The organism is Sinomonas atrocyanea (assembly GCF_001577305.1).
Classification (GTDB): domain Bacteria; phylum Actinomycetota; class Actinomycetes; order Actinomycetales; family Micrococcaceae; genus Sinomonas; species Sinomonas atrocyanea.
The window spans coordinates 4,142,499-4,162,476 of record NZ_CP014518.1 but is presented as its reverse complement, the minus strand read 5'-3'; the positions used below and the strand labels follow the sequence as shown (position 1 = coordinate 4,162,476).

Sequence of the window (19,978 nt, the reverse complement as noted above, 5' to 3'; positions counted from 1 at the left end):
GCATGGCCTATTTTGGGGTCCCTGAAAAGGGACTAGGAGATCGAGGTACTAGCAATGACGATCGAAAAGACCGAAACCATCACGAGCCCGTTCGAGCAGCTTTCACGTGAGGAGCTCACGCGGGCGGTGGGCCTGCTCAAGTCCGGTCCCGCGGCTGCTGAAAGCTTCCGCTTCAGCAGTGTCTCCCTGCGCGAGCCGAGCAAGTCTGCCCTCAAGTCGGGCGTCTACGCCCGAGAGGCCGAAGCCGTGCTAGTCGACAGGGCCACGGACCTCGCGTACGAAGCCGTCATCGATCTGGACGCGTCGACGATCAGCAAGTGGGTTGAGCTGCCGGCCGGGACCCAGCCGCCGATCATGGCAGACGAGTTTGCCGAGTGCGAGGCCGCGGTAGTTGCCTCCCCACTGGTCCAGGAGGCACTGGCCAAGCGCGGCATCACGGACATGTCCCTCGTGGCGGCCGAGCCGTGGTCCATCGGGTACTGGGGAGAGGACCAGGGCGGCAAGCGCATCATGCGGGCGCTCATGTTCACCCGGCTGGAGCCGAACGACAACCCGTACGCGCACCCGATGGAGGACTTCACCGTCCTCGTGGACCTCAACAAGCAGGAGGTCATCGGCATCGAGGACGACGGATTCCTGCACGTTCCGCTGGAGAAGAACAACTACCATCCGGACTTCGTCCGACCGGCCCGGACCGACATCAAGCCGATCGAGATCAGCTTCCCCCAGGGCCGCAACTTCACCGTCAACGGCAACCACATCGACTGGCTGAACTGGTCCTTCGACCTCGGCTTCACACCGCGCGAGGGTCTGGTCCTGCACCGTATCGGGTTCCGCGACAAGGGAGAACTGCGCCCGATCCTCCACCGCGCGTCGCTGACCGAGATGGTCGTTCCCTACGGCCCGCCAAGCCGCTCGCAGCAGCAGAAGAATGCCTTCGACGCCGGCGAGTACAACTTCGGCTACATGACCAACTCCCTCGAGCTCGGCTGCGACTGCCTCGGCGACATCCAGTACTTCGACGCGAACCTCGTCGACTCCTTCGGCAAGCCCTACACCATCACCAACGCGATCTGCCTCCACGAGGAGGACGACGGGCTGGAGTGGAAGCACTGGGACTTCCGCACCAACGACGCCCAGACGCGCCGCGGCCGCAAGCTCGTGGTTTCCTTCGTCGTCACGGTGGCGAACTACGAGTACGCGTTCTACTGGACGCTGCACCTCGATGGCACCATCCAGTTCGAGATCAAGGCCACCGGCATCCTCTCGACCGGCGGCATCGCGCCGGGCGAGACCACCAAGTACGGGCAGCTGCTCAACACGGACGGCCTCTACGCCCCGATCCACGAGCACATCTTCAACGCTCGGTTGGACTGGGCCCTGGACGGCGAGAAGAACTCGGTCTTCGAGGTCGAGACGGTGGCCGAGGACAGCGACGACCCGATGGTCAGCCCCTTCTACGCCAAGCGCACCCTCCTGGAGACGGAGAAGGCGGCCGCCCGCGAAGCGAGCCCGCTCAGCCACCGCTGGTGGATGGTGGCCAGCGAATCACGCACCAACAAGGTCGGCGAGAACACCGCCTACCGGATCATGCCCACCGACCCGGTCCTCATGAAGAAGAAGCCGAACAACTGGGTCACCAAGCGGGCACAGTTCGCCACGAAGACGGTCTGGGTCTCCAAGTACGAAGAGGGCGAGCGCTACCCGGCCGGCGAGTACCCGAACCAGAGCGCACGTCTGGACTCCGACGGGCTTCCGGCCTACATCGAGGCCGACGAGTCGATCGTCAACGAGGACGTCGTGATGTGGCACTCCTTCGGCCTCAACCACGTGGTGCGCATCGAGGACTGGCCCGTCATGCCCAAGCAGATGACCGGCTTCTTCATCGAGCCCTACGGCTTCTTCGATGAGAACCCCACGCTCGACCTCCCGTCGGAGAAGGCGGGAGGCGCTTCACACTGCCTCAGCAGCCACGGTGAGCAGCACCACCACGGGAGCGAATCGTGACCAGGGGTCGGTCCGCGGACACCGTAGCAGCGCGCGACCCGAAACCGGGCAAGCTCAAGGCCAACACCCTCGGCCTGTGGGACGTCGTCTTCATGGCCGTCGCAACGTCGGCGCCGATCACCGTGATGAGTGGAAACGTGCCGTTTGCCGTCGGCTACGGTGTCGGGACGGGCACTCCGGCCACCTACATTTGGGCCACAGTGATCCTGACGGTCTTCTCCGTCGCCTACGTCACGATGGCCCGCTACGTAACCTCCACGGCGGCCTTCTACGGATTCATCTCCCGTGGCCTCGGGCGGGTGTTCGGCCTCGGGACCGGCTACATGGTCACCTTCAGCTACATCGTCTTCGAAGCCAGCATCATCGGCATCTTCGCCTACTTCGGCCATCAGGCCTTCCTGGACCAATTCGGCCTCGACATCAATTGGGTCGTCATAGCCCTTGTGGGGCTGATCATCATCGGTGCGCTGACCTACTTCGAGATCAGCTTCGCCGCGAAGATCCTGACGCTCCTGCTGGCCACCGAGATCGGCATCCTCGCGGTGATGGCCTTCGGGGTCCTCTTCCACGGCGGAGGCCCTGACGGACTGATGCCCCAGACGCTGAACCCGGTGAATGTGTTCCTGCCGAACGGGCTGAAGGTCGCAGCCCCAGGGCTCGCCATGTTCATCGCGTTCTGGTCCTGGACCGGCTTCGAGTCGACCGTCATGTACGGCGAGGAATCGAAGAACCCGAAGAAGATCATCCCCATCGCCACATTGATCGCCGTCACCGGCGTCGGCATCTTCTACCTCTTCGTTTCCTGGATGTCTGTCGCCGGAAACGGCGCCAAGGTCGCCATCGCCCTGGCCCAGAGCGACAACCCCCTTGAGATGTTCTTCCACCCCACGGACGTCTTCGTCGGCCACGGGTGGGTCATGGCCATGCAGTGGCTGATGATGACAGGCTCGTTCGCCTGCGCGATGGCCTTCCACAACGCCGCGGCACGATACATGTACTCACTGGGAAGGGAAGGGATCCTGCCGAGCCCGCTCGGCAGGACCCACAAGAAGCACGGCTCTCCCCACGTCGCATCGTTCCTCCAGACCGGCTTCGCCATCCTGTGGGTCCTCGGTTTCTGGGCCTTCAACAAGGACCCCTATCTGGACCTCTTCGTCCTCCTAGCGGTTCTCGGGACGTTCTCGCTCCTGATCGTGCAGACCGTGACGATGGCGGCGGTGTTCAACTACTTCCGCAAGAACCACCCCGAGGAGAAGGTGTGGCGCACCAAAGTCGCTCCCATACTCGGTGGGGTGGGAATGCTGGGCGTGGTCGTCATGATGTGCATGAACCTGGACACGGCGGCCGGCCCAGCAGCGTCGTCGCTCCTGTTCAAGCTCATCCCCTATATCGCCGCAGCGCTCTTCATCACGGGAGCCGCCCAGGCCTTGTACCTGCGAAGGACCAATCCGGTCAGATACGAGACCATCGGCCACGTCGCCATGGCTGACGACGGTCACGGCCCGGTTCTCGACGAACAGGACGAGACCCATCTCAGCCCGGTGGAGCTCAGCGTCGCAAACGAGCTCGGCCGCACACACGGCAAGCTGACTCTGCGCGATGAACTCGAGCTGGAACGCGAGCTGGAGCGGGACGAGGACTTGTCCTGATCCCTGGCTTAAACGGTGGTCCCCCGGCGCGGCCCGCAGCCACCCCGGGGGACCTGACCGCTTCTCATCCAACGGCACCGAAGAGAGCGTGATCCTCGTGTTCAACATCCCAGCGATGACCTGGAGCCTCACGGCAGTCCTGCTGCTCACCGCAGGCTACACACTTCGGCAAGCGATGAGGTCCAGTGAACTCACTGACCGAGTGAACAACGTCCTCCACACCCTCATGCACCTCGTGATGGCCGCCATGCTGTGGGACCTCATGCCATCCACCCTGCTGGCCCAGATCCTGTTCCTCGCAGTGGCAGCACTCTGGTTCCTCATCCAAGCGGTCGCTCACCCCGAGGTCAAGCGGCTGTGCGCAGGCAGAGCCGGCCGGATGAAATGCCTCTACCACAGCCTCACGATGGCCGGCTCTGCCCTCATGGTCGCGATGATGGGACATGTGACGGGGACAGGCTATGGGACCCTTCCAGCCCAGAGCACCTCGATGGGGATGTCCATGGGCCACCACGCCATGACGATCTCCCCCTCCGGGACGAGCGCGGGTATAGCAGGCCATCCCTTGGACCTGGCACTTCCGGTGACCGCGTTGTTCGGTGCAGCGGCGGTCTTCTTCATCTTCCTCCTGCTGCGCACTCAGGCGGCAAAGGACCTTCGCCGCGAGAACACTGGGCGGCGCCTGTCGCGCAGCGCGGAGCACGTTGTCGACGCACTCGGAGCCGGTGCCATGGCCATCATGGCCGCCGCCATGTCGGCCTGATCCCGCACAACCAGATACTGAAAGGCCCATGCCATGCCCGCTTCTCCGGTGAAATGCTGCATCAACCCCAGCATCCTCTCGGCCGACTTCGTCAATCTTGAGACAGAGCTGGCCCGGATCAGCAACGCCGACGCAGTCCACGTCGACGTCATGGACAATCACTTCGTCCCGAACCTGACCATCGGCCTGCCCGTAGTGGAACGACTTCAGAAAGTCAGCCCTATCCCCTTGGACGCCCATCTCATGATCTCCAACGTGGACCGCTGGGCACCGCAGTTTGCCGACGCAGGCCTCGCCTCGGTGACATTCCACGTCGAAGCAGCGGAGGCCCCCATCAAGCTCGCCCGCGAACTTAGAGCACGCGGAGCCAAAGCCGGTATGGCACTACGGCCCGCCACCCCCGTGGAACCGTACCTGGACATGCTCCCCGAACTGGACATGCTGCTGATCATGACCGTTGAGCCAGGATTCGGAGGCCAAGCCTTCCTGGACGTCGTGCTGCCGAAGATCCGTCGCGCCCGCGCTGCCGTCGATGGGTCGGGGGTCAGCGTGGCGATCCAGGTAGACGGCGGCATCACCGAGGCAACCATAGCCCGCGCCGCAGAAGCCGGGGCCAACGTCTTCGTCGCCGGCTCGGCCGTGTACGGCAAGCCATCGCCTGCTGATGCCATCGACTCACTGCGGGCCAACGGCACACTCGCCCTCCGAGGGACTACGAGGGAACCACTGGAGCAGCCCTCATTCGCTTCCTGACCACACGTTCCGACCTCCCGACACACGCTGAAGGACCACTCATGCGCGTTCACATCGCAACCGACCATGCTGGCATGGAGCTCAGCTCGCATCTCATCACCGCTCTCTCCGCCAAGGGCTTTGAGATGGTTGACCACGGACCCGCCGTCTACGACGCCGAAGACGACTACCCGGCGTTCTGCATCAACGCCGCGCGCGCTGTCATGGCCGACCGCGCCGAGGGCGTCGATGCCCTCGGGATCGTTCTGGGCGGCTCGGGCAACGGCGAGCAGATCGCCGCGAATAAGGTCGAAGGGGTGCGAGCAGCCCTCGCATGGAACCTGGAGACGGCCAAGCTGGCCCGCGAACATAACGACGCCAACGTCGTGGCTCTGGGCGGCCGCCAGCACTCGGTCGAGGAGGCCACCGAGCTGATCGAGGCCTTCCTGTCCGAGCCCTTCAGCGGTGCCGAACGCCATTCTCGCCGCATCGGCAAGATTGCAGCCTACGAGGCGACCGGTGAGGTCGTTGAGTAGCGTGGCACTTCCGCCGGCGATGAAGCTGGCTGGCACGCGCCTCCCGACGCCGGGCAGGCCCGGACCCAATGATCAACACGTCCGTGGACCCGTCCCGGCCGGCGGCCAAGACGTCCCACGAAGGATGGACCCGCAGTTCCAGAGGGAACCAGCAATGCCTGCCCGCGACCTGCCGTGGCCGCTCCTGCAGACTGTGGCGGCGCTGGCGGATGCCCCGCTGACGCAGATTGCGGAGCGATTGCGTGAGGCCATCCACCCCTACCTGGCAAGCAGCGCCCTGGTTGTCTTCACGGAGGACTGCACTGGGCGGCCGCAGAAGAAGGCGGGAGAGGAGGAGATCATTTCCCGGGTCTCGATCACCGAACTTGAGGCGCTTCGTGCGGCCCTTCCCTACGAGGCGCCATGGTTCGGGGAAGCGGAGATCGGGGGAAGGTCCCGCTCGGTGCTTGCCCTGAAGGATGCCGCCAGTCATGCTCTCCTTGTTCTCACGGATCCCCACGGCGCCCATCCCGACCACAGCACAGGGCTGGATTGGGTCTCCTACCTCTGGGGTATCGCGGCCCGGCGGATCCAAGAAAAAGTGGCCGATGCGCCGCCGTCCTATCTTCTCGAGTCCCGGGCCGCCTCAGCCGAACGCGTGCGCGTGACGGCCGAGCTAACAGACCTTCACTCCACCACCCTGGAAACCCTCTTGGCGGCCCTGCGCTCGGCTTCGCTCGACGACGCCACAGCCCGCTCCACAGTGACCGATCTTGCAGTCAAGGCGCTGGTGGGGCTCCGCACCCTCAGCTACCGCACTGCGGACATGGCGCAAGAACCGGTGGCCAAAGCCTTCGAGCGACTGCGCGAGGACCTCCGGCCACTCACACGTTTCGGCGGCATCGAGGTGGAGTTCATCGAACCTCCCTTGAACGGAAGAGCCCTTCCCGGCGAAGTCGCCCACACGGCACGGGCAATTGTCCGCGGACTCGTGCTGGCCATGATGGAACAGCCCGACGTCACCAGGATCCGGACCCAATGGGACTGCGACGGGGAGAACCTCCTGATCAACATCCGCGACGACGGCCGCGGCTCGCTCTCTGTGGACGCCCCGAGCGTCGGCCGTCTGGAGCGCCGGGTCGAGGCGCTGAATGGCCGTCTGCATCTGGAGGTCATGCCCGGTTGGGGGGCGGACGTCTTCGTGACGCTCCCGTTGGACGCCCCAACCTCGCGGCCCGGGGGAGACGTCGCGGAATGGAAGCTCGCCGAGCGCGAGCTCGAAGTGCTCCAGCACCTTGTTGCCGGACATCGCAACCGCACGATCGCCTTCGCACTTGGCATCAGCGAGAACACCGTCAAGTTCCACGTCCGAAACCTCTTCAGGAAGCTGGATGTCGGCTCGCGGACGGAGGCCATCGCCCTGGCACACAGCCGCGGGCTCAGGTGAGACGGTGCCCGCCCGATCCGAAAGTGTAGTCAGAACTGTCATAAAACAGTGTTACCCCTACCCGGTTATATCCGGATTATTGATGCCAGCAAGAAAAGCATTCATCGACGACAAATTTGCGTCGATGACCAAGCGGAAGAGGACAGAGCCTTGAATCCGACAGCAACTATCACATCCCACGCGAAAAGGCCCGCTGGAGCATCGACCAACTCCGATTCGCCGCTTGAATGGACCGCCGTTGACCAGCGCTCGGTGGACACCATCCGGGTTCTGGCCGCGGACGCGGTGGAGAAGGTGGGCAACGGGCACCCGGGCACGGCGATGAGCCTGGCACCGGCCGTGTACCTGCTTTTCCAGAAGCTCATGCGCCACGACCCGCGCGATCCCGACTGGATCGGCCGGGACCGTTTCATCCTCTCCCCCGGGCACACGTCGCTCACCCTGTACATCCAGCTGTACCTCGCCGGCTACGGACTGGAGCTGGATGACCTGAAGGCCTTCCGGACCTGGGGCTCGCGGACCCCGGGGCACCCGGAGTACAAGCACACCAAGGGCGTGGAGATCACCACGGGCCCACTGGGCCAAGGTCTCGCTTCCTCGGTGGGCTTCGCGTACTCTCAGCGCCGGCTGCGCGGGATGTTCGACGCCGCCGCTCCCGCCGGCGAGTCGCCGTTCGACCACACCGTGTGGGTCATCGCCTCCGACGGGGACCTGCAGGAGGGCGTGACCTCGGAGGCGTCCTCCCTCGCAGGCCACCAGGAGCTGGGCAATCTCGTGGTGATCTACGACGAGAACCACATCTCGATCGAGGACGATACCGACATCGCCTTCACCGAGGACGTCCTGGCCCGGTACGCCTCCTACGGGTGGCACACCCAGAGGGTCGACTGGACCAAGACCGGCGACTACGTCGAGGACGTCGAGGAGCTCTACTCTGCCCTGCTGGCGGCGAAGGCCGAGACCGGGCGTCCCTCGATCGTCTCCCTGCGCACGGTCATCGGCTGGCCCTCCCCGACCAAGCAGAACACGGGCAAGATCCACGGCTCGGCGCTGGGCGCGGAGGAGGTGACGGCCCTCAAGCAGGTCCTGGGTTTCGACCCGGAGAAGTCCTTCGACATCGACCCCGAGGTCCTGGCGCACACCCGCGGCGCCCTCGAGCGTGGCCGGGAGGCCCACGCGGCGTGGCAGGAGACATTTGACGCCTGGGCCACGGAGAACCGCGAGGCCGCCGAGCTCCATGAGCGGATCGAGGCCCGTGAGTTCCCCGAGGGCTGGGAGTCCTCCTTGCCGGAGTTCCCCGGGGGCAAGGAGGTCTCTACTCGCGCGGCATCGGGTAAGGTCCTCAACGCGATTGGCCCTCTCCTGCCGGAGCTCTGGGGCGGCTCGGCCGACCTCGCCGAATCGAACAACACCACGATCGAGGGCTCGCCCTCGTTCATCCCGGCATCCCGGTCCACTGAGGCGTGGAAGGGCAACCCCTACGGGCGCGTGCTGCACTTCGGGATCCGCGAGCACGCGGCAGCCTCGATCGTGAACGGGATCACTCTGGCCGGGAAGACCCGGGCGTTCTCGGGAACCTTCCTGATGTTCAGCGACTACCAGCGCCCGGCCATCCGCCTCTCCGCGCTCATGGGCGTCCCGTCCATCTATGTGTGGACGCACGATTCGATTGGCCTTGGCGAGGACGGGCCGACGCACCAGCCGGTCGAGCAGGTGGCGAGCCTGCGCGCGATCCCGAATCTCGACGTCGTCCGTCCCGGCGACGCGAACGAGGTCGCCTGGGCGTGGAAGGCCATCCTCGAGAACCACGAGAACCCTGCCGGCATCATCCTGACCCGCCAGAACGTGCCGACCTACGCCCGCGGCGCCGGCGCCGCCGAGGGCGACACCTTCGGTTCCGCCGCTGGCGCGGCCAAGGGCGGCTACGTCCTGGCCGAGGCGTCCGAGGACGGGGCGACCGTCCCGGCCCAGGTGCTCCTGATCGCCACCGGCTCGGAGGTCCAGCTCGCCGTCGAGGCCCGCGAGGCACTTCAGAGCGAAGGCATTCCCACCCGTGTGGTCTCCATGCCCTGCGTCGAGTGGTTCGCCAAGCAGGATGCCGAGTACCGCGAGTCTGTGCTCCCGGCCGCCGTCAGGGCTCGTGTCTCGGTCGAGGCAGGCCTGGCCTTGGGATGGAAGGAATTCGTTGGCGACGCCGGCCGGTCCATCAGCCTCGAGCACTACGGCGCCTCCGCCGACTACAAGACCCTCTTCCGGGAGTTCGGCATCACCGCCGAGGCGGTCACCGCCGCCGCGAAGGACTCCCTCGCGGCCACCCGGAACTAGCCGCCCGACCCTCTCAAGGAAGCAGCAACAACCATGACCAACGCAACACCCACCGCCCAGCTCTCCGAGGCCGGGGTATCCATCTGGCTTGACGACCTGTCCCGGGGCCGGCTCTCCAGCGGAGGCCTTCAGCGGCTGATCGATGAAAAGAACGTCGTCGGGGTCACCACGAACCCCTCCATCTTCCAAGCGGCGATCACCTCCGGCACGGACTACGACCGCAAGATTGCCGAGCTCGCCTCCCAGGGGACCGGCGCCGAGGAGACGATCTTCGAGATCACGACCGCCGACGTGGCCGACGCCTGCGATCTCTTCGCTCCGATCGCCGCCGCCACCAAGGGCATCGACGGCCGCGTCTCGATCGAGGTCGACCCCCGCCTCGCCTGGGACACCGCCGGCACGATCGCGGAGGCCAAGCGTCTGTACAAGGAGGTCGACAAGGAGAATGTCCACATCAAGATCCCCGCAACCCTCGAAGGCCTGGCGGCCATCACGGCCGTCCTGGCCGAGGGCATCAGCGTCAACGTGACCCTGATCTTCTCCCTCACCCGCTACCGGGCCGTCATCAACGCCTTCCAGACCGGCTTGGAGCTGGCCAAGGACAACGGCCACGACCTCGCCGGTATCCACTCTGTTGCCTCGTTCTTCGTCTCCCGCGTGGACACCGAGATCGACAAGCGCCTCGAGAAGATCGGCACCGAGCAGGCTGCGGCCCTCAAGGGCAAGGCCGGTCTGGCCAACGCCCGCCTCGCCTACCAGATCTACGAGGAGGAGTTCACCACCGAGCGGTGGAAGCTCCTCGCCGACGCCGGGGCCCTGCCCCAGCGCCCGCTGTGGGCCTCGACCGGGGTCAAGGACCCCTCGCTCCCCGACACCCTCTACGTCACGGGCCTCGTCGCCCCCGGCGTGGTGAACACGATGCCGGAGAAGACCCTCGAGGCGACCTTCGACCACGCCGAGGTCACCGGCGACACCATCGCAGGCACCTATGAGGAAGCCCACGGCGTGCTCACCGCCCTCGAAGACCTTGGCATCTCCTACGACGAGGTCGTCTCGGTCCTCGAATCCGAAGGGCTGGACAAGTTTGTGGCCAGCTGGAGCGAACTCCTGGCCGACGTCGAAGCCGCCCTCGCCGACGCCAGGAACGTCCCGGCACACTAGCGCGGCGCGCAGGGCCTCCTGAGACCCGGAGGCCCTGCGCTCCCGGCAATAAATCCGTAGAAGGAGTCCGCACGTGCACATTGGATTGATCGGCCTTGGCAGGATGGGTTTCAACATGCGCGAACGCCTGCGCAGGAGGGGCATCGATGTCACCGGCTTCGACCGAAATCGTGAAGTGACCGATGTTCCTACCATCGATGAACTGCTGGCATCCGTCCCAGCTCCTAGGCTGGTCTGGGTGATGGTCCCGGCAGGTGAGGCTACCGCTGCCCTCATCGGCGAACTGGCAGACAAGCTCGATCAAGGTGATCTGGTGATTGACGGGGGAAACTCCCGATTCACCGAAGACCATAAACACGGCGAACTGCTCGCAGCAAGAGGCATTCACTTCGCCGACTGCGGCGTCTCCGGCGGAGTCTGGGGCCTCGAGAACGGATACGGCCTCATGGTCGGTGGCCACCCCGACGATGTCCAAAGGGCCCTTCCCGTCTTTGACGCGCTCCGTCCCGAGGGGGAGCGGGCCGACAGCTTCGTCCACGTGGGCGACGTCGGTGCTGGGCACTACGCGAAGATGGTCCACAACGGCATTGAATACGGTTTGATGCAGTCCTATGCGGAAGGCTACGAACTCCTGGCCGCAAAGGAGATCGTTACCGACCTGCCGGCGACGTTGCGCGCCTGGCAGAAGGGCACCGTCGTACGGTCCTGGCTTCTGGACCTCATGGTCAAAGCGCTGGAGGAAGATCCCGGGCTGGCGTCGATCGAGGGCTATGTCGAGGACTCGGGCGAAGGCCGCTGGACCGTGGAAGAGGCGATCGCGAATGCCGTGCCCGCACCGGCCATCACAGCTGCCCTTTTCGCCCGCTTCGCTTCACGCGAGGACAGCTCTCCCGGCATGAAAATGGTCTCCGCGCTCCGGAACCAGTTCGGCGGACATCCCGCACGTCCTGCCCGCCGAAGTCATTCTGCCCCAGACGCCTTGCCTGTCCCCTAGGCAGCGGCGACCTCGAAAGGCCTCCCATGAAGATCGGCATCCTCACCTCCGGCGGCGACTGCCCCGGCCTCAACGCCGTCATCCGTGGGGCGGTGCTCAAGGGCATCGCCGTGCACGGCCAGGAGTTCGTGGGCTACCGGGACGGCTGGCGCGGGGTCGTCGAGGGCGACGTCATCGACCTGCCGCGCACCTCGGTCCGCGGCATCGCCAAGCAGGGCGGCACGATCCTGGGGACCTCCCGCACCAACCCGTTCGAGAACAACGGCGGCCCCGAGGTGATCAAGGCCCACATGGAGCGGCTCGGGATCGACGCCATCATCGCGATCGGCGGCGAGGGCACGCTGGCGGCTGCGCGGCGCCTCACGGACGCGGGCCTGAAGATCGTCGGCGTCCCCAAGACCGTCGACAACGACCTCGACGCCACCGACTACACGTTCGGCTTCGACACCGCCGTGGAGATCGCCACCGAGGCGATCGACCGGCTCCGCACCACGGGCGAGTCTCACCACCGCTGCATGATCGCCGAGGTCATGGGCCGCCACGTCGGCTGGATCGCGCTGCACTCCGGGATGGCCTCCGGCGCCCACGGCATCCTGATCCCCGAGCAGCGCGTGAGCATTCACGAGATCGCCGAGTGGGTCAAGCTTGCCCACGATCGCGGCAGGGCCCCGCTCGTGGTCGTCGCCGAGGGATTCGTGCTCGAGGGCATGGACGCCCCGCATTCGGAGCGCGGCCTCGACACGTTCGGCCGCCCGCGCCTGGGCGGCATCGCCGAGCAGCTCGCGCCTGAAATCGAGCTCTATACGGGAATCGAGACGCGGGCGACGATCCTGGGCCACATCCAGCGCGGCGGCGTCCCCACCGCGTTCGACCGCGTCCTCGCGACACGCCTGGGCGCGGCCGCGATCGACTCCGTGGTGGAGGGCCGCTGGGGCACCATGGTCTCGCTGCGCGGCACGGAGATCGCCCACGTGGGCTTCGAGGAGGCCCTCGGTCGGCTCAAGGTCGTGCCCCAGCACCGCTACGACGAGGCCCGCGTCCTCTTCGGCTAGGTAGCAGCTCCCGTGGCGACTGCTGCAACGGCCGTCTGAATTCGTCCATAGCGGCCGTGCTGGCTGTGCCATCTGCTTCCCCTACCTGTCTCTAGAAGAGGAACGGTGCCAGCTGCGTGGCCACCTCGCGGGCGGCGCCGGCCTGTTCTCGCAGGGCGGTGAAGCGTTCAGCGGGAGCCGACAGACAGAGCGCCGCGCCAGCGGAGCCATCCGGGAGGCACACCGGAAGCGCGAGCCTGGAAGAGCCCTCCTCCAATTCGCTGATTTCCGTAGCCTCCCCTTTCGTCCTGATCTCCTCGAGGATCTCACTGAGGCGCCGCTTGTCCGTGATGGTATTGGGCGTCAGCTTCTGCAGGTGCCCGCGTGGGAGGGTCGAAGCCAAATCGTCGAGATGAGCGAGCATCAATTTGCCGGCAGCGGAGGCATGCGGGTAGCGGAGTAGGTTGAATGCGGACTGAAGCGGGTAATCAGGGTCCTCGTCGGCGATCCTGAGGGATGCGTTGCGGAACATGATGAGATGCACCGCGAAACGGTTCCCGCTGCGGAACTCCTCGATGAGCCGGCGGGCCGCGGTGGGAACGGTCGGCGGGGCCGCCGCCGTTATCAGGCCAGAAATCGCATGTCCGAGCGCGAATCCGCGGAGGTCTGAGGTGCGGGCCAGATACTCATCGCCGACGAGGGCATTCAGCACCCGGTAGGCAGTAGCGGGCGGAATCTGGAGGGAGTCGGTGATCTCCTTTGCCGTCGTCCCGGTGCCGAAACGCGCCACGATCTCCAGGATCCGGAGAGAGTTAGTCACTGTGCTGGGGCCACCGCCGTTCATGGAGCAGGTTCCCCCCTGAAAAGGTCCAGCTCCCGGGTCTCGTCATAGATGCCCACGGATGCGAGGAGCTGCGGGAACCGGAGGCGGAGGATGATGGCGTAGACGACGCTGAGGAGGAGGACAGCACCATAGACGAGACTCACGGCGTTGCCACTGCGGATCGACACCGTCGCAGCTTCCGCAAGCACCGCTACGATGGCCAAGGAAGTCGCCGGCCCCAGGACCCAGCTGGCGTAGGTGCTCTCGCCAATCCGTCGCAGGAAGAACGGCAACGATGCGGTAGTCAGCACGTAGGCCCCGAGGTACCCGTAGGCGCCAAGCGTGAAGAGGTCCGCAAGACCCTGCTGGAGAGGTACACCAGAGGCGACGACCGCAATCGGAACCGCGGCAACCACAGGCATGGCCGCCATGATCGCTGTCGAAGGGCTTCGAAACACGGGGTGGGTCCGCCCAACCATCCGGGGCGCAACGCCTTCACGCCCCATGCAGAACAGGATCCGCGCGAGGGCGTTCATGGAAGCGATGGCGCACGCGAACCACGAAGCCGCGATCCCGAGATCAAGGACTGCGGCGAACAATGGAGAAGTGCTGAAGATCAGGTCGGACAAGGGCGTGGGGCTCGCCCTGATGGATGACGGCGCCTCCTTGAGGGCCAGGTCCTGAGCGGCCGCGGCGAGAATGAAGAGCACACCCGTCACGAGTGGGGTCCACGTAATGGCCCGAGGGACATTGATGAAAGGCTTGTACGCCTCGCCCCCAAGGGTTGTCGGGCTCTCGAAGCCGACAAATGCACTCACGGCCACGACGGTGCCGAGCCACAGCGAATCGATGTTTCCATTCCATATCAATTCGCTCGTGAAGCTGGCCTTCGGCGCGTTGAGGACGAAGTAGACAATCATGAGGACAGCGATGACGCCGATGGCGGCGGCTTCCACCGAGAGCGTGAACCACGAGGATATCCGAATTCCTCTGACCATGAGAAGGCAGCCGCCGGCTGCGGCGGCGACAATCGTCAGAACGGTGAACATCCGGGGATCTGGCAGCCGGGCCCCGAGATTGGTCAAGAACTCAACGACATAGGTGCCCACGGCCAACAGGCTGCCCATCGCCACGAAGGCATAGCCGAACATGGCCGACCACCCGACGGTAATTGCTGGTCCTTGGCCGAGCCCCTTGGCCGTGTAGCTGTAGAGGCCGCTGACGGCGGCCATGCGCTTGGCCATGGGCCTCAAACAGAAGGAAACCAGGACGATCACGACCATGGCGGCACCGAACGTCAGTAGGAGGTTTGATCCGCTGAACCCGAGGAAGAGGGCAGGGGCGACAAGGGCAGGAATGACGGCCATTGACCCGGCAGGTGCCACAGCGGCAACTGCCTGGGCGAAGACAGGTAGGAAGGAGAGTCTCCGGCGACTCAAACCCTCCACCGGCGACCGGGGAGTGATGAAGCGATCACGGGCAGACACGTGGAACCAGCTTTCGTTCCGTTGGGCAGGGCTCGCCCTGCTTGCGGACGAGTCGCCAGAGACTAGCATTCTCCCGAGGAAGGCGGCTTGTATTGCGGAGCCGCATCAGACGGTGGTCAGGGCGTTCTCGTGACGGATCGTGGAAGCCCCGAGGCTGAGGACCGTTTCGCCGAATACTTCATCTGGATCGAGGCGGCGCAGTTCCTCGGCAAGGCAGTCCTGCAGCGTGCGGCGCGGCAAGGAGATCCGCTGTGTCGGCTGCCCCGGCTTGGTTAGCTCAGCCACGGCGAATCCGGGCCGGTGCAGACAGATGTCCCCTGAGCTCCTGCGAAGCCGGACGCCGCGGATTCCCGTGCCCGGAGGATCGGCCACAATCGCGACGGGGACGTCCAGCGCGCGCCGCAGCCAGGCCGCGAGAAGGATCGTGCTGGGGGAATCGGAGGCTCCCTGGACCACTACGGAGATGATCGGCGAGGGGCTGGGCTGGTCGAGGACCGCAGCAAGGTGGACGCGCCAGTTGGTCAGCCGGGTCCAGGCCAAGTCCGTGTCACCTGCCCTGTAGGTCGCTCCGATGTTCTCCAGAGCCAGTAGCGGGTCCACCTCGTTGGCGGAATCCGTGATCCTGCGGTGCGCTATGCGCCCGATCGAGGTCTGGGAAGCATTCTTGGGGGCATTGCGAGGCCACCAGGCGACGATTGGAGCGTCTGGGAGCAGAAGAGGTGCGACGAGTGACTCGCTTCCTATCGCGAGTTCCCCACGGCCCCGCAGCACGATGACCTCTGATGCTCCGGCATGCTCGCCAGTGCGGAGCTGGGCGTTCAACCGGGTGCGTTCCCCCGGAGAGCCCGCGGCCAGCACGATGATCCGGCAGGGGTGCTCTCGACTTGCCACGTTCGCGGCGTTGATCGCCTCTTCTTCCATTCCGGACTTGGTGATGACGACCAGGGTGAGGACTCGCCCCAGGGCCGTGACGCCGCCGTGTTCACGAAGGGAAGCGAGTCCCTTGGCGATCTGCGAGCTGGTGGTGTTGGAGAGGTCGAGGATCATGGCCTCCTCCAGCTTCGTCCATCTCGGGCGAGCAGCTCATCGGCGGAGGCCGGTCCCCAGCTTCCCGGAGCGTATGGCTCGGGCCGTTCCGTCAGCGAGGCCCAGTAGCCCTGGAAGGGGTCGAAGATTCTCCAGGACAGTTCCACCTCCCGGTGGCGGGGGAACAGCGGCGGCTCCCCGAGGAGGACGTCCAGAATGAGCCGTTCATAGGCCTCGGGGCTGGACTCGGTGAACGCATGGCCGTAGCCGAAGTCCATCGTCACGTCGCGGACTTCCATCTGGGTGCCGGGGACCTTCGAGCTGAATCGGAGAGTGACTCCCTCATCGGGCTGGACCCTGATCACGACGGTATTCTGGCCGAGGTCGTCCTGGCTCTGGCCGGCGAAAAGACGGTTGGGCGCATGTTTGAACACCACGGCAATTTCCGTGACGCGGCGGCCTAGCCGCTTTCCAGATCTCAGGTAGAACGGGACGCCTGCCCATCTCCGGGTGTTGATGTCGAGCCGGATCGCCGCATACGTCTCGGTTGTGGAATCGGCGGCGATGCCGTCTTCCTCGAGGTAGCCCTGAACGAGTTCGCCGCCCTGCCAGCCGCCTGTGAACTGTCCTCGTGCCGATTGCTGGGACAGGTCCGCCGGGAGCTGGACTGCGGCGAGGACTTTCTCCTTCTCGGCCCGGAGGTCCTCGGCATTGAATGAGAGGGGTTCCTCCATGGCGGTGAGGGCCAGCAGTTGGAGCAGGTGGTTCTGAATCACGTCGCGGGCCGCGCCTACGCCGTCGTAGTATCCGGCTCGGCCACTCGTGCCGATATCCTCGGCCATGGTGATCTGGACGTGGTCAACGTGGCTGGCGTTCCAGACTGGCTCGAAGAGGCGATTGACGAAACGTAGTGCCAGGATGTTCTGGACCGTTTCCTTGCCGAGGTAGTGGTCAATGCGGAACACACAGTCGGGCGGGAAGACCGATTCGACGATCTCGTTGAGCTTGCGTGCCGAAGCGAGATCATGGCCGAACGGCTTCTCGATGACCACACGGCGCCAGGCGTCCCCATCGGCCTTGGCTAGACCGTGCTTGGACAGCTGCCTGCACACCTGCTCGAAGGTCTTCGGGGGGATGGAGAGGTAGAAGGCGTGGTTTCCGAGCGTGCCGCGCTGCTCCTCCAACTCAGCCAACGTGAGGGCAAGCCGCCCAAAGGCATCGTCGTCGTCGAATTCTCCCTCGACGAACCGCATGCCAGCGGAAAGCTGGGCCCAGACATCCTCATCGAAGGGGGCGCGAGAATGCGTCTTGACCGACTCTTTGAGCACGGCCGCAAAGTCGTCGTTGTCCGGGTTCCGCCGAGCGAATCCGACGAGCCCAAAGCTGGGCGGCAGCAGTCCCCGCGTGGCCAGGTCGTACAGGGCAGGCACGAGCTTCTTGCGGGCCAAGTCTCCGGTGATTCCGAAAAGCACTAACGATGAGGGGCCTGCAACCCGGGAAAGCCGGCGATCACGCGGGTCCCGCAGCAGATTTGGCCGTCCCTTCGCACCCGGATCAACGTAAGTGATGGACATAGTCGCCTTCTACCTTTCAGGGGCGGGGCCGCCGCCTCAAGACGTTCACGCGAGTATCTGCTCGCGGGTCTCTCCGAATGGAACTGCGTCGCTGAGCGCGAGGGTGTACCGCCCAGGATTGTGGCGCGTGACCAGAATGCCGCAGCTCCGTTGGTACATCGCCGCCTGGCGGAGCACCGCTTCGGCCTCGTCCAGCAATTCCTGCAGCCGGCCTGGCTCGGCGACGACGACTTCCAAGTGGGCGTCAGAGCGTTTATCCATGAGGATCAAACTCCTTGTGTGAGCCTGCAAAGATCTCGACCGCGTCGCCGCGAACATAGAGACGGCGGGAGCCGGTGCCGTGCTCGACGAGCCACACCAATCGGCCGTCGTCGGCACGGTCATCCACATAGGCCGTATAGCGGAACGAGATGGTGGGCCAGACTTCTACACGTTCCCCGATCTGAAGGGACGCCCAGTCCTCGATGTGCGACCTGCCCGATGATCTGCGGTTCCCACCGTATGATCCCGACGCCAGTTGTTTCATGTCTTGGTCCTAGAGGCGGTATCGCCTAGGCGGCGGCCCGCGGGTTGCGTCTGCGGGACGCCGCCTACAGCCGCATACCTAGTTGATGGCGGCGCGGAGTTCCTTGGCAGCGAGGGCCGGGTCGGAGGCGCCGTAGATGGCCCCACCCGCGACGGCGACGTCGGCTCCGGCCTTCTGGACGTCGGCGATGGTGGCGAGCTTGACGCCTCCGGCGACGGAGAAGGGGACGCGTGATTCCGTCCCGGCGGAGAGGAGGCCGTTGAGGTCGTAGCCGGGCTTGGCCTGCTCGTCCAGGCCGGCGTGCATCTCGACGAACTTGGCACCGAGGGCGCGGACCTCCTTGGCACGGGCCGCCTTGTCGGCAATGCCGATCAGATCCACCACGACGCCCTTGTTGTGCGCCTTGGCTGCCTTGACGGCGCCGGCGATGGTGGAGTCGTCGGCAGTGCCGAGCACGGTGACCAGGTCGGCGCCGGCCTTGAAGGCGATGTCGGCCTCGAGCTCGCCGGCGTCCATGGTCTTCAGGTCGGCGAAGACGATCTTGTCCGGGTGGGCTTCCTTCACGGCGGTGATCACAGAGAGGCCTTCGGCCTTGATCAGGGGAGTGCCGAGCTCGATGATGTCGACGTACTCGGCGACCTTGCCGGCGAGCTCGAGCGCGTCTTCGGTGGTGAGCAGGTCGATGGCGACTTGGAGTTTCATGGTCTTCGCATTCTTTCGGTAGGGAACTGCTGGTGGCATCCATAATTCCGAAACGAGCTGGCTAGGGTAACGCTGTTTTTTGATGGTTCTCGCTACACTTAAGGACTGGTGCGAAACCCGGCGAATTCCGACCTCGTAATTCGGTGTGGGGCGAATGGCCGACGCCCCGCTATTGCGCGGGCCCGGTGCGGTCGGCGGAAGCAGGCCTATGCCACGCCAGCGTGAGAGCAAACGGGTCGGGAGGGGGGGCCTCGGCGCCACGTGGGTCGGGCTTTCCCACACGCTCGTGCCGCTCGTCATTGAAGATGGTGAGAATCCGCAGTGCTGCCTTACGGTCAGCTCCGGTGCGGATGCCTGACGCGGCTGGAGACGGACCGTGACTGGTTTCGGGGCCGGGGCCGCCTCCTGCGCGAGGTCGTCCAAGATCCGTGCCAGCAGTCGGGTTGCCCAGGAAGCTACCCGCATGCTGCCACTTGGGTCGGCCCTAGCGGCCGGATTGGCCGCGCAAGAAGAGAGGCCTCCTGAGAGAAGAGAAGTGCAGTGTGGCCGCACCCCCACCCCGGAGGCCTCTCGTAGTACCTAGTTGATGGCGGCGCGGAGTTCCTTGGCAGCGAGGGCCGGGTCGGAGGCGCCGTAGATGGCCCCGCCCGCGACGGCGACGTCGGCTCCGGCCTTCTGGACGTCGGCGATGGTGGCGAGCTTGACGCCTCCGGCGACGGAGAAGGGGACGCGTGATTCCGTCCCGGCGGAGAGGAGGCCGTTGAGGTCGTAGCCGGGCTTGGCCTGCTCGTCCAGGCCGGCGTGCATCTCGACGAACTTGGCACCGAGGGCGCGGACCTCCTTGGCACGGGCCGCCTTGTCGGCAATGCCGATCAGATCCACCACGACGCCCTTGTTGTGTGCCTTGGCTGCCTTGACGGCGCCGGCGATGGTGGAGTCGTCGGCAGTGCCGAGCACGGTGACCAGGTCGGCGCCGGCCTTGAAGGCGATGTCGGCCTCGAGCTCGCCGGCGTCCATGGTCTTCAGGTCGGCGAAGACGATCTTGTCCGGGTGGGCTTCCTTCACGGCGGTGATCACAGAGAGGCCTTCGGCCTTGATCAGGGGAGTGCCGAGCTCGATGATGTCGACGTACTCGGCGACCTTGCCGGCGAGCTCGAGCGCGTCTTCGGTGGTGAGCAGGTCGATGGCGACTTGGAGTTTCATGGTCTTCGCATTC

Annotated in this window: 18 protein-coding genes; 10 read left to right on the top strand and 8 right to left on the bottom strand. The window is 65.4% G+C overall.

The window, feature by feature from the left end; all coding sequences use genetic code 11:
• Nucleotides 1-54 precede the first annotated feature (54 nt).
• The 10 genes from SA2016_RS19100 (at nucleotide 55) to SA2016_RS19055 (ending at nucleotide 12,645) form a co-directional block, all read left to right on the top strand.
• Nucleotides 55-2,007 carry a primary-amine oxidase gene (locus tag SA2016_RS19100; protein WP_066501299.1) on the top strand — a complete coding sequence of 651 codons (1,953 nt, stop codon included), beginning with the start codon at nucleotides 55-57 and terminating at the stop codon, nucleotides 2,005-2,007.
• A complete protein-coding gene (locus SA2016_RS19095; protein ID WP_218030557.1) occupies nucleotides 2,004-3,656 on the top strand; it encodes an APC family permease in 1,653 nt (550 codons plus the stop codon). The genes SA2016_RS19100 and SA2016_RS19095 overlap by 4 nt, the downstream gene beginning before the upstream one ends.
• A 202-nt stretch (nucleotides 3,657-3,858) precedes the next feature.
• Nucleotides 3,859-4,419, top strand: coding sequence for a DUF5134 domain-containing protein (locus SA2016_RS19090; RefSeq protein WP_169803089.1), 561 nt, complete (start codon nucleotides 3,859-3,861; stop codon nucleotides 4,417-4,419).
• Nucleotides 4,420-4,452: 33 nt separating this feature from the next.
• A complete protein-coding gene (gene rpe / locus SA2016_RS19085) occupies nucleotides 4,453-5,172 on the top strand; it encodes a ribulose-phosphate 3-epimerase (RefSeq protein ID WP_066501289.1) in 720 nt (239 codons plus the stop codon).
• Nucleotides 5,173-5,213: 41 nt separating this feature from the next.
• Complete coding sequence (locus tag SA2016_RS19080; RefSeq protein ID WP_066501287.1) at nucleotides 5,214-5,687, top strand: ribose-5-phosphate isomerase; 474 nt, start codon at nucleotides 5,214-5,216, stop codon at nucleotides 5,685-5,687.
• 154 nt (nucleotides 5,688-5,841) lie between these two features.
• Nucleotides 5,842-7,113, top strand: coding sequence for a helix-turn-helix transcriptional regulator (locus tag SA2016_RS19075; protein ID WP_066501285.1), 1,272 nt, complete (start codon nucleotides 5,842-5,844; stop codon nucleotides 7,111-7,113).
• Between the two features lie 168 nt (nucleotides 7,114-7,281).
• Nucleotides 7,282-9,438: a transketolase gene (tkt, locus tag SA2016_RS19070; protein WP_066502885.1), complete on the top strand. Its 2,157-nt coding sequence runs from the start codon at nucleotides 7,282-7,284 to the stop codon at nucleotides 9,436-9,438.
• A 33-nt stretch (nucleotides 9,439-9,471) separates the two neighbouring features.
• Nucleotides 9,472-10,599, top strand: a complete 1,128-nt coding sequence (gene tal, locus SA2016_RS19065) for a transaldolase (RefSeq protein ID WP_066501279.1) — start codon at nucleotides 9,472-9,474, stop codon at nucleotides 10,597-10,599.
• Nucleotides 10,600-10,672: 73 nt separating this feature from the next.
• Nucleotides 10,673-11,593 carry a phosphogluconate dehydrogenase (NAD(+)-dependent, decarboxylating) gene (gene gnd / locus SA2016_RS19060; protein WP_066501276.1) on the top strand — a complete coding sequence of 307 codons (921 nt, stop codon included), beginning with the start codon at nucleotides 10,673-10,675 and terminating at the stop codon, nucleotides 11,591-11,593.
• Nucleotides 11,594-11,619: 26 nt separating this feature from the next.
• Complete coding sequence (locus SA2016_RS19055) at nucleotides 11,620-12,645, top strand: 6-phosphofructokinase (protein ID WP_066501270.1); 1,026 nt, start codon at nucleotides 11,620-11,622, stop codon at nucleotides 12,643-12,645.
• Between the two features lie 91 nt (nucleotides 12,646-12,736).
• Here the strand turns inward: SA2016_RS19055 and SA2016_RS19050 are convergent, their stop codons facing one another.
• From SA2016_RS19050 to hxlA (SA2016_RS19020), 8 genes are all read right to left on the bottom strand, one after another.
• On the bottom strand, nucleotides 12,737-13,468 hold the full coding sequence (locus SA2016_RS19050; protein ID WP_066501269.1) for an IclR family transcriptional regulator: 732 nt from the start codon (nucleotides 13,466-13,468) through the stop codon (nucleotides 12,737-12,739).
• Nucleotides 13,465-14,814, bottom strand: coding sequence for an APC family permease (locus SA2016_RS19045; RefSeq protein ID WP_084249657.1), 1,350 nt, complete (start codon nucleotides 14,812-14,814; stop codon nucleotides 13,465-13,467). The genes SA2016_RS19050 and SA2016_RS19045 overlap by 4 nt, the downstream gene beginning before the upstream one ends.
• Before the next feature lie 225 nt (nucleotides 14,815-15,039).
• Nucleotides 15,040-15,981, bottom strand: coding sequence for a glucose-6-phosphate dehydrogenase assembly protein OpcA (locus tag SA2016_RS19040; protein WP_066501265.1), 942 nt, complete (start codon nucleotides 15,979-15,981; stop codon nucleotides 15,040-15,042).
• Nucleotides 15,978-17,534 (bottom strand): glucose-6-phosphate dehydrogenase, encoded by a 1,557-nt coding sequence (zwf, locus tag SA2016_RS19035; protein ID WP_066501264.1) that lies wholly within the window; start codon nucleotides 17,532-17,534, stop codon nucleotides 15,978-15,980. The genes SA2016_RS19040 and zwf overlap by 4 nt, the downstream gene beginning before the upstream one ends.
• A gap of 45 nt (nucleotides 17,535-17,579) precedes the next feature.
• On the bottom strand, nucleotides 17,580-17,795 hold the full coding sequence (locus SA2016_RS19030) for a hypothetical protein (protein WP_066501261.1): 216 nt from the start codon (nucleotides 17,793-17,795) through the stop codon (nucleotides 17,580-17,582).
• Nucleotides 17,788-18,060, bottom strand: coding sequence for a hypothetical protein (locus tag SA2016_RS21610; RefSeq protein ID WP_141305769.1), 273 nt, complete (start codon nucleotides 18,058-18,060; stop codon nucleotides 17,788-17,790). Before SA2016_RS21610 ends, SA2016_RS19030 begins: the two co-directional genes overlap by 8 nt.
• Nucleotides 18,061-18,138: 78 nt before the next feature.
• Nucleotides 18,139-18,762: a 3-hexulose-6-phosphate synthase gene (hxlA, locus tag SA2016_RS19025; protein WP_066501259.1), complete on the bottom strand. Its 624-nt coding sequence runs from the start codon at nucleotides 18,760-18,762 to the stop codon at nucleotides 18,139-18,141.
• A 579-nt stretch (nucleotides 18,763-19,341) separates the two neighbouring features.
• Nucleotides 19,342-19,965, bottom strand: coding sequence for a 3-hexulose-6-phosphate synthase (gene hxlA, locus SA2016_RS19020; RefSeq protein WP_066501259.1), 624 nt, complete (start codon nucleotides 19,963-19,965; stop codon nucleotides 19,342-19,344).
• Nucleotides 19,966-19,978: the final 13 nt, after the last annotated feature.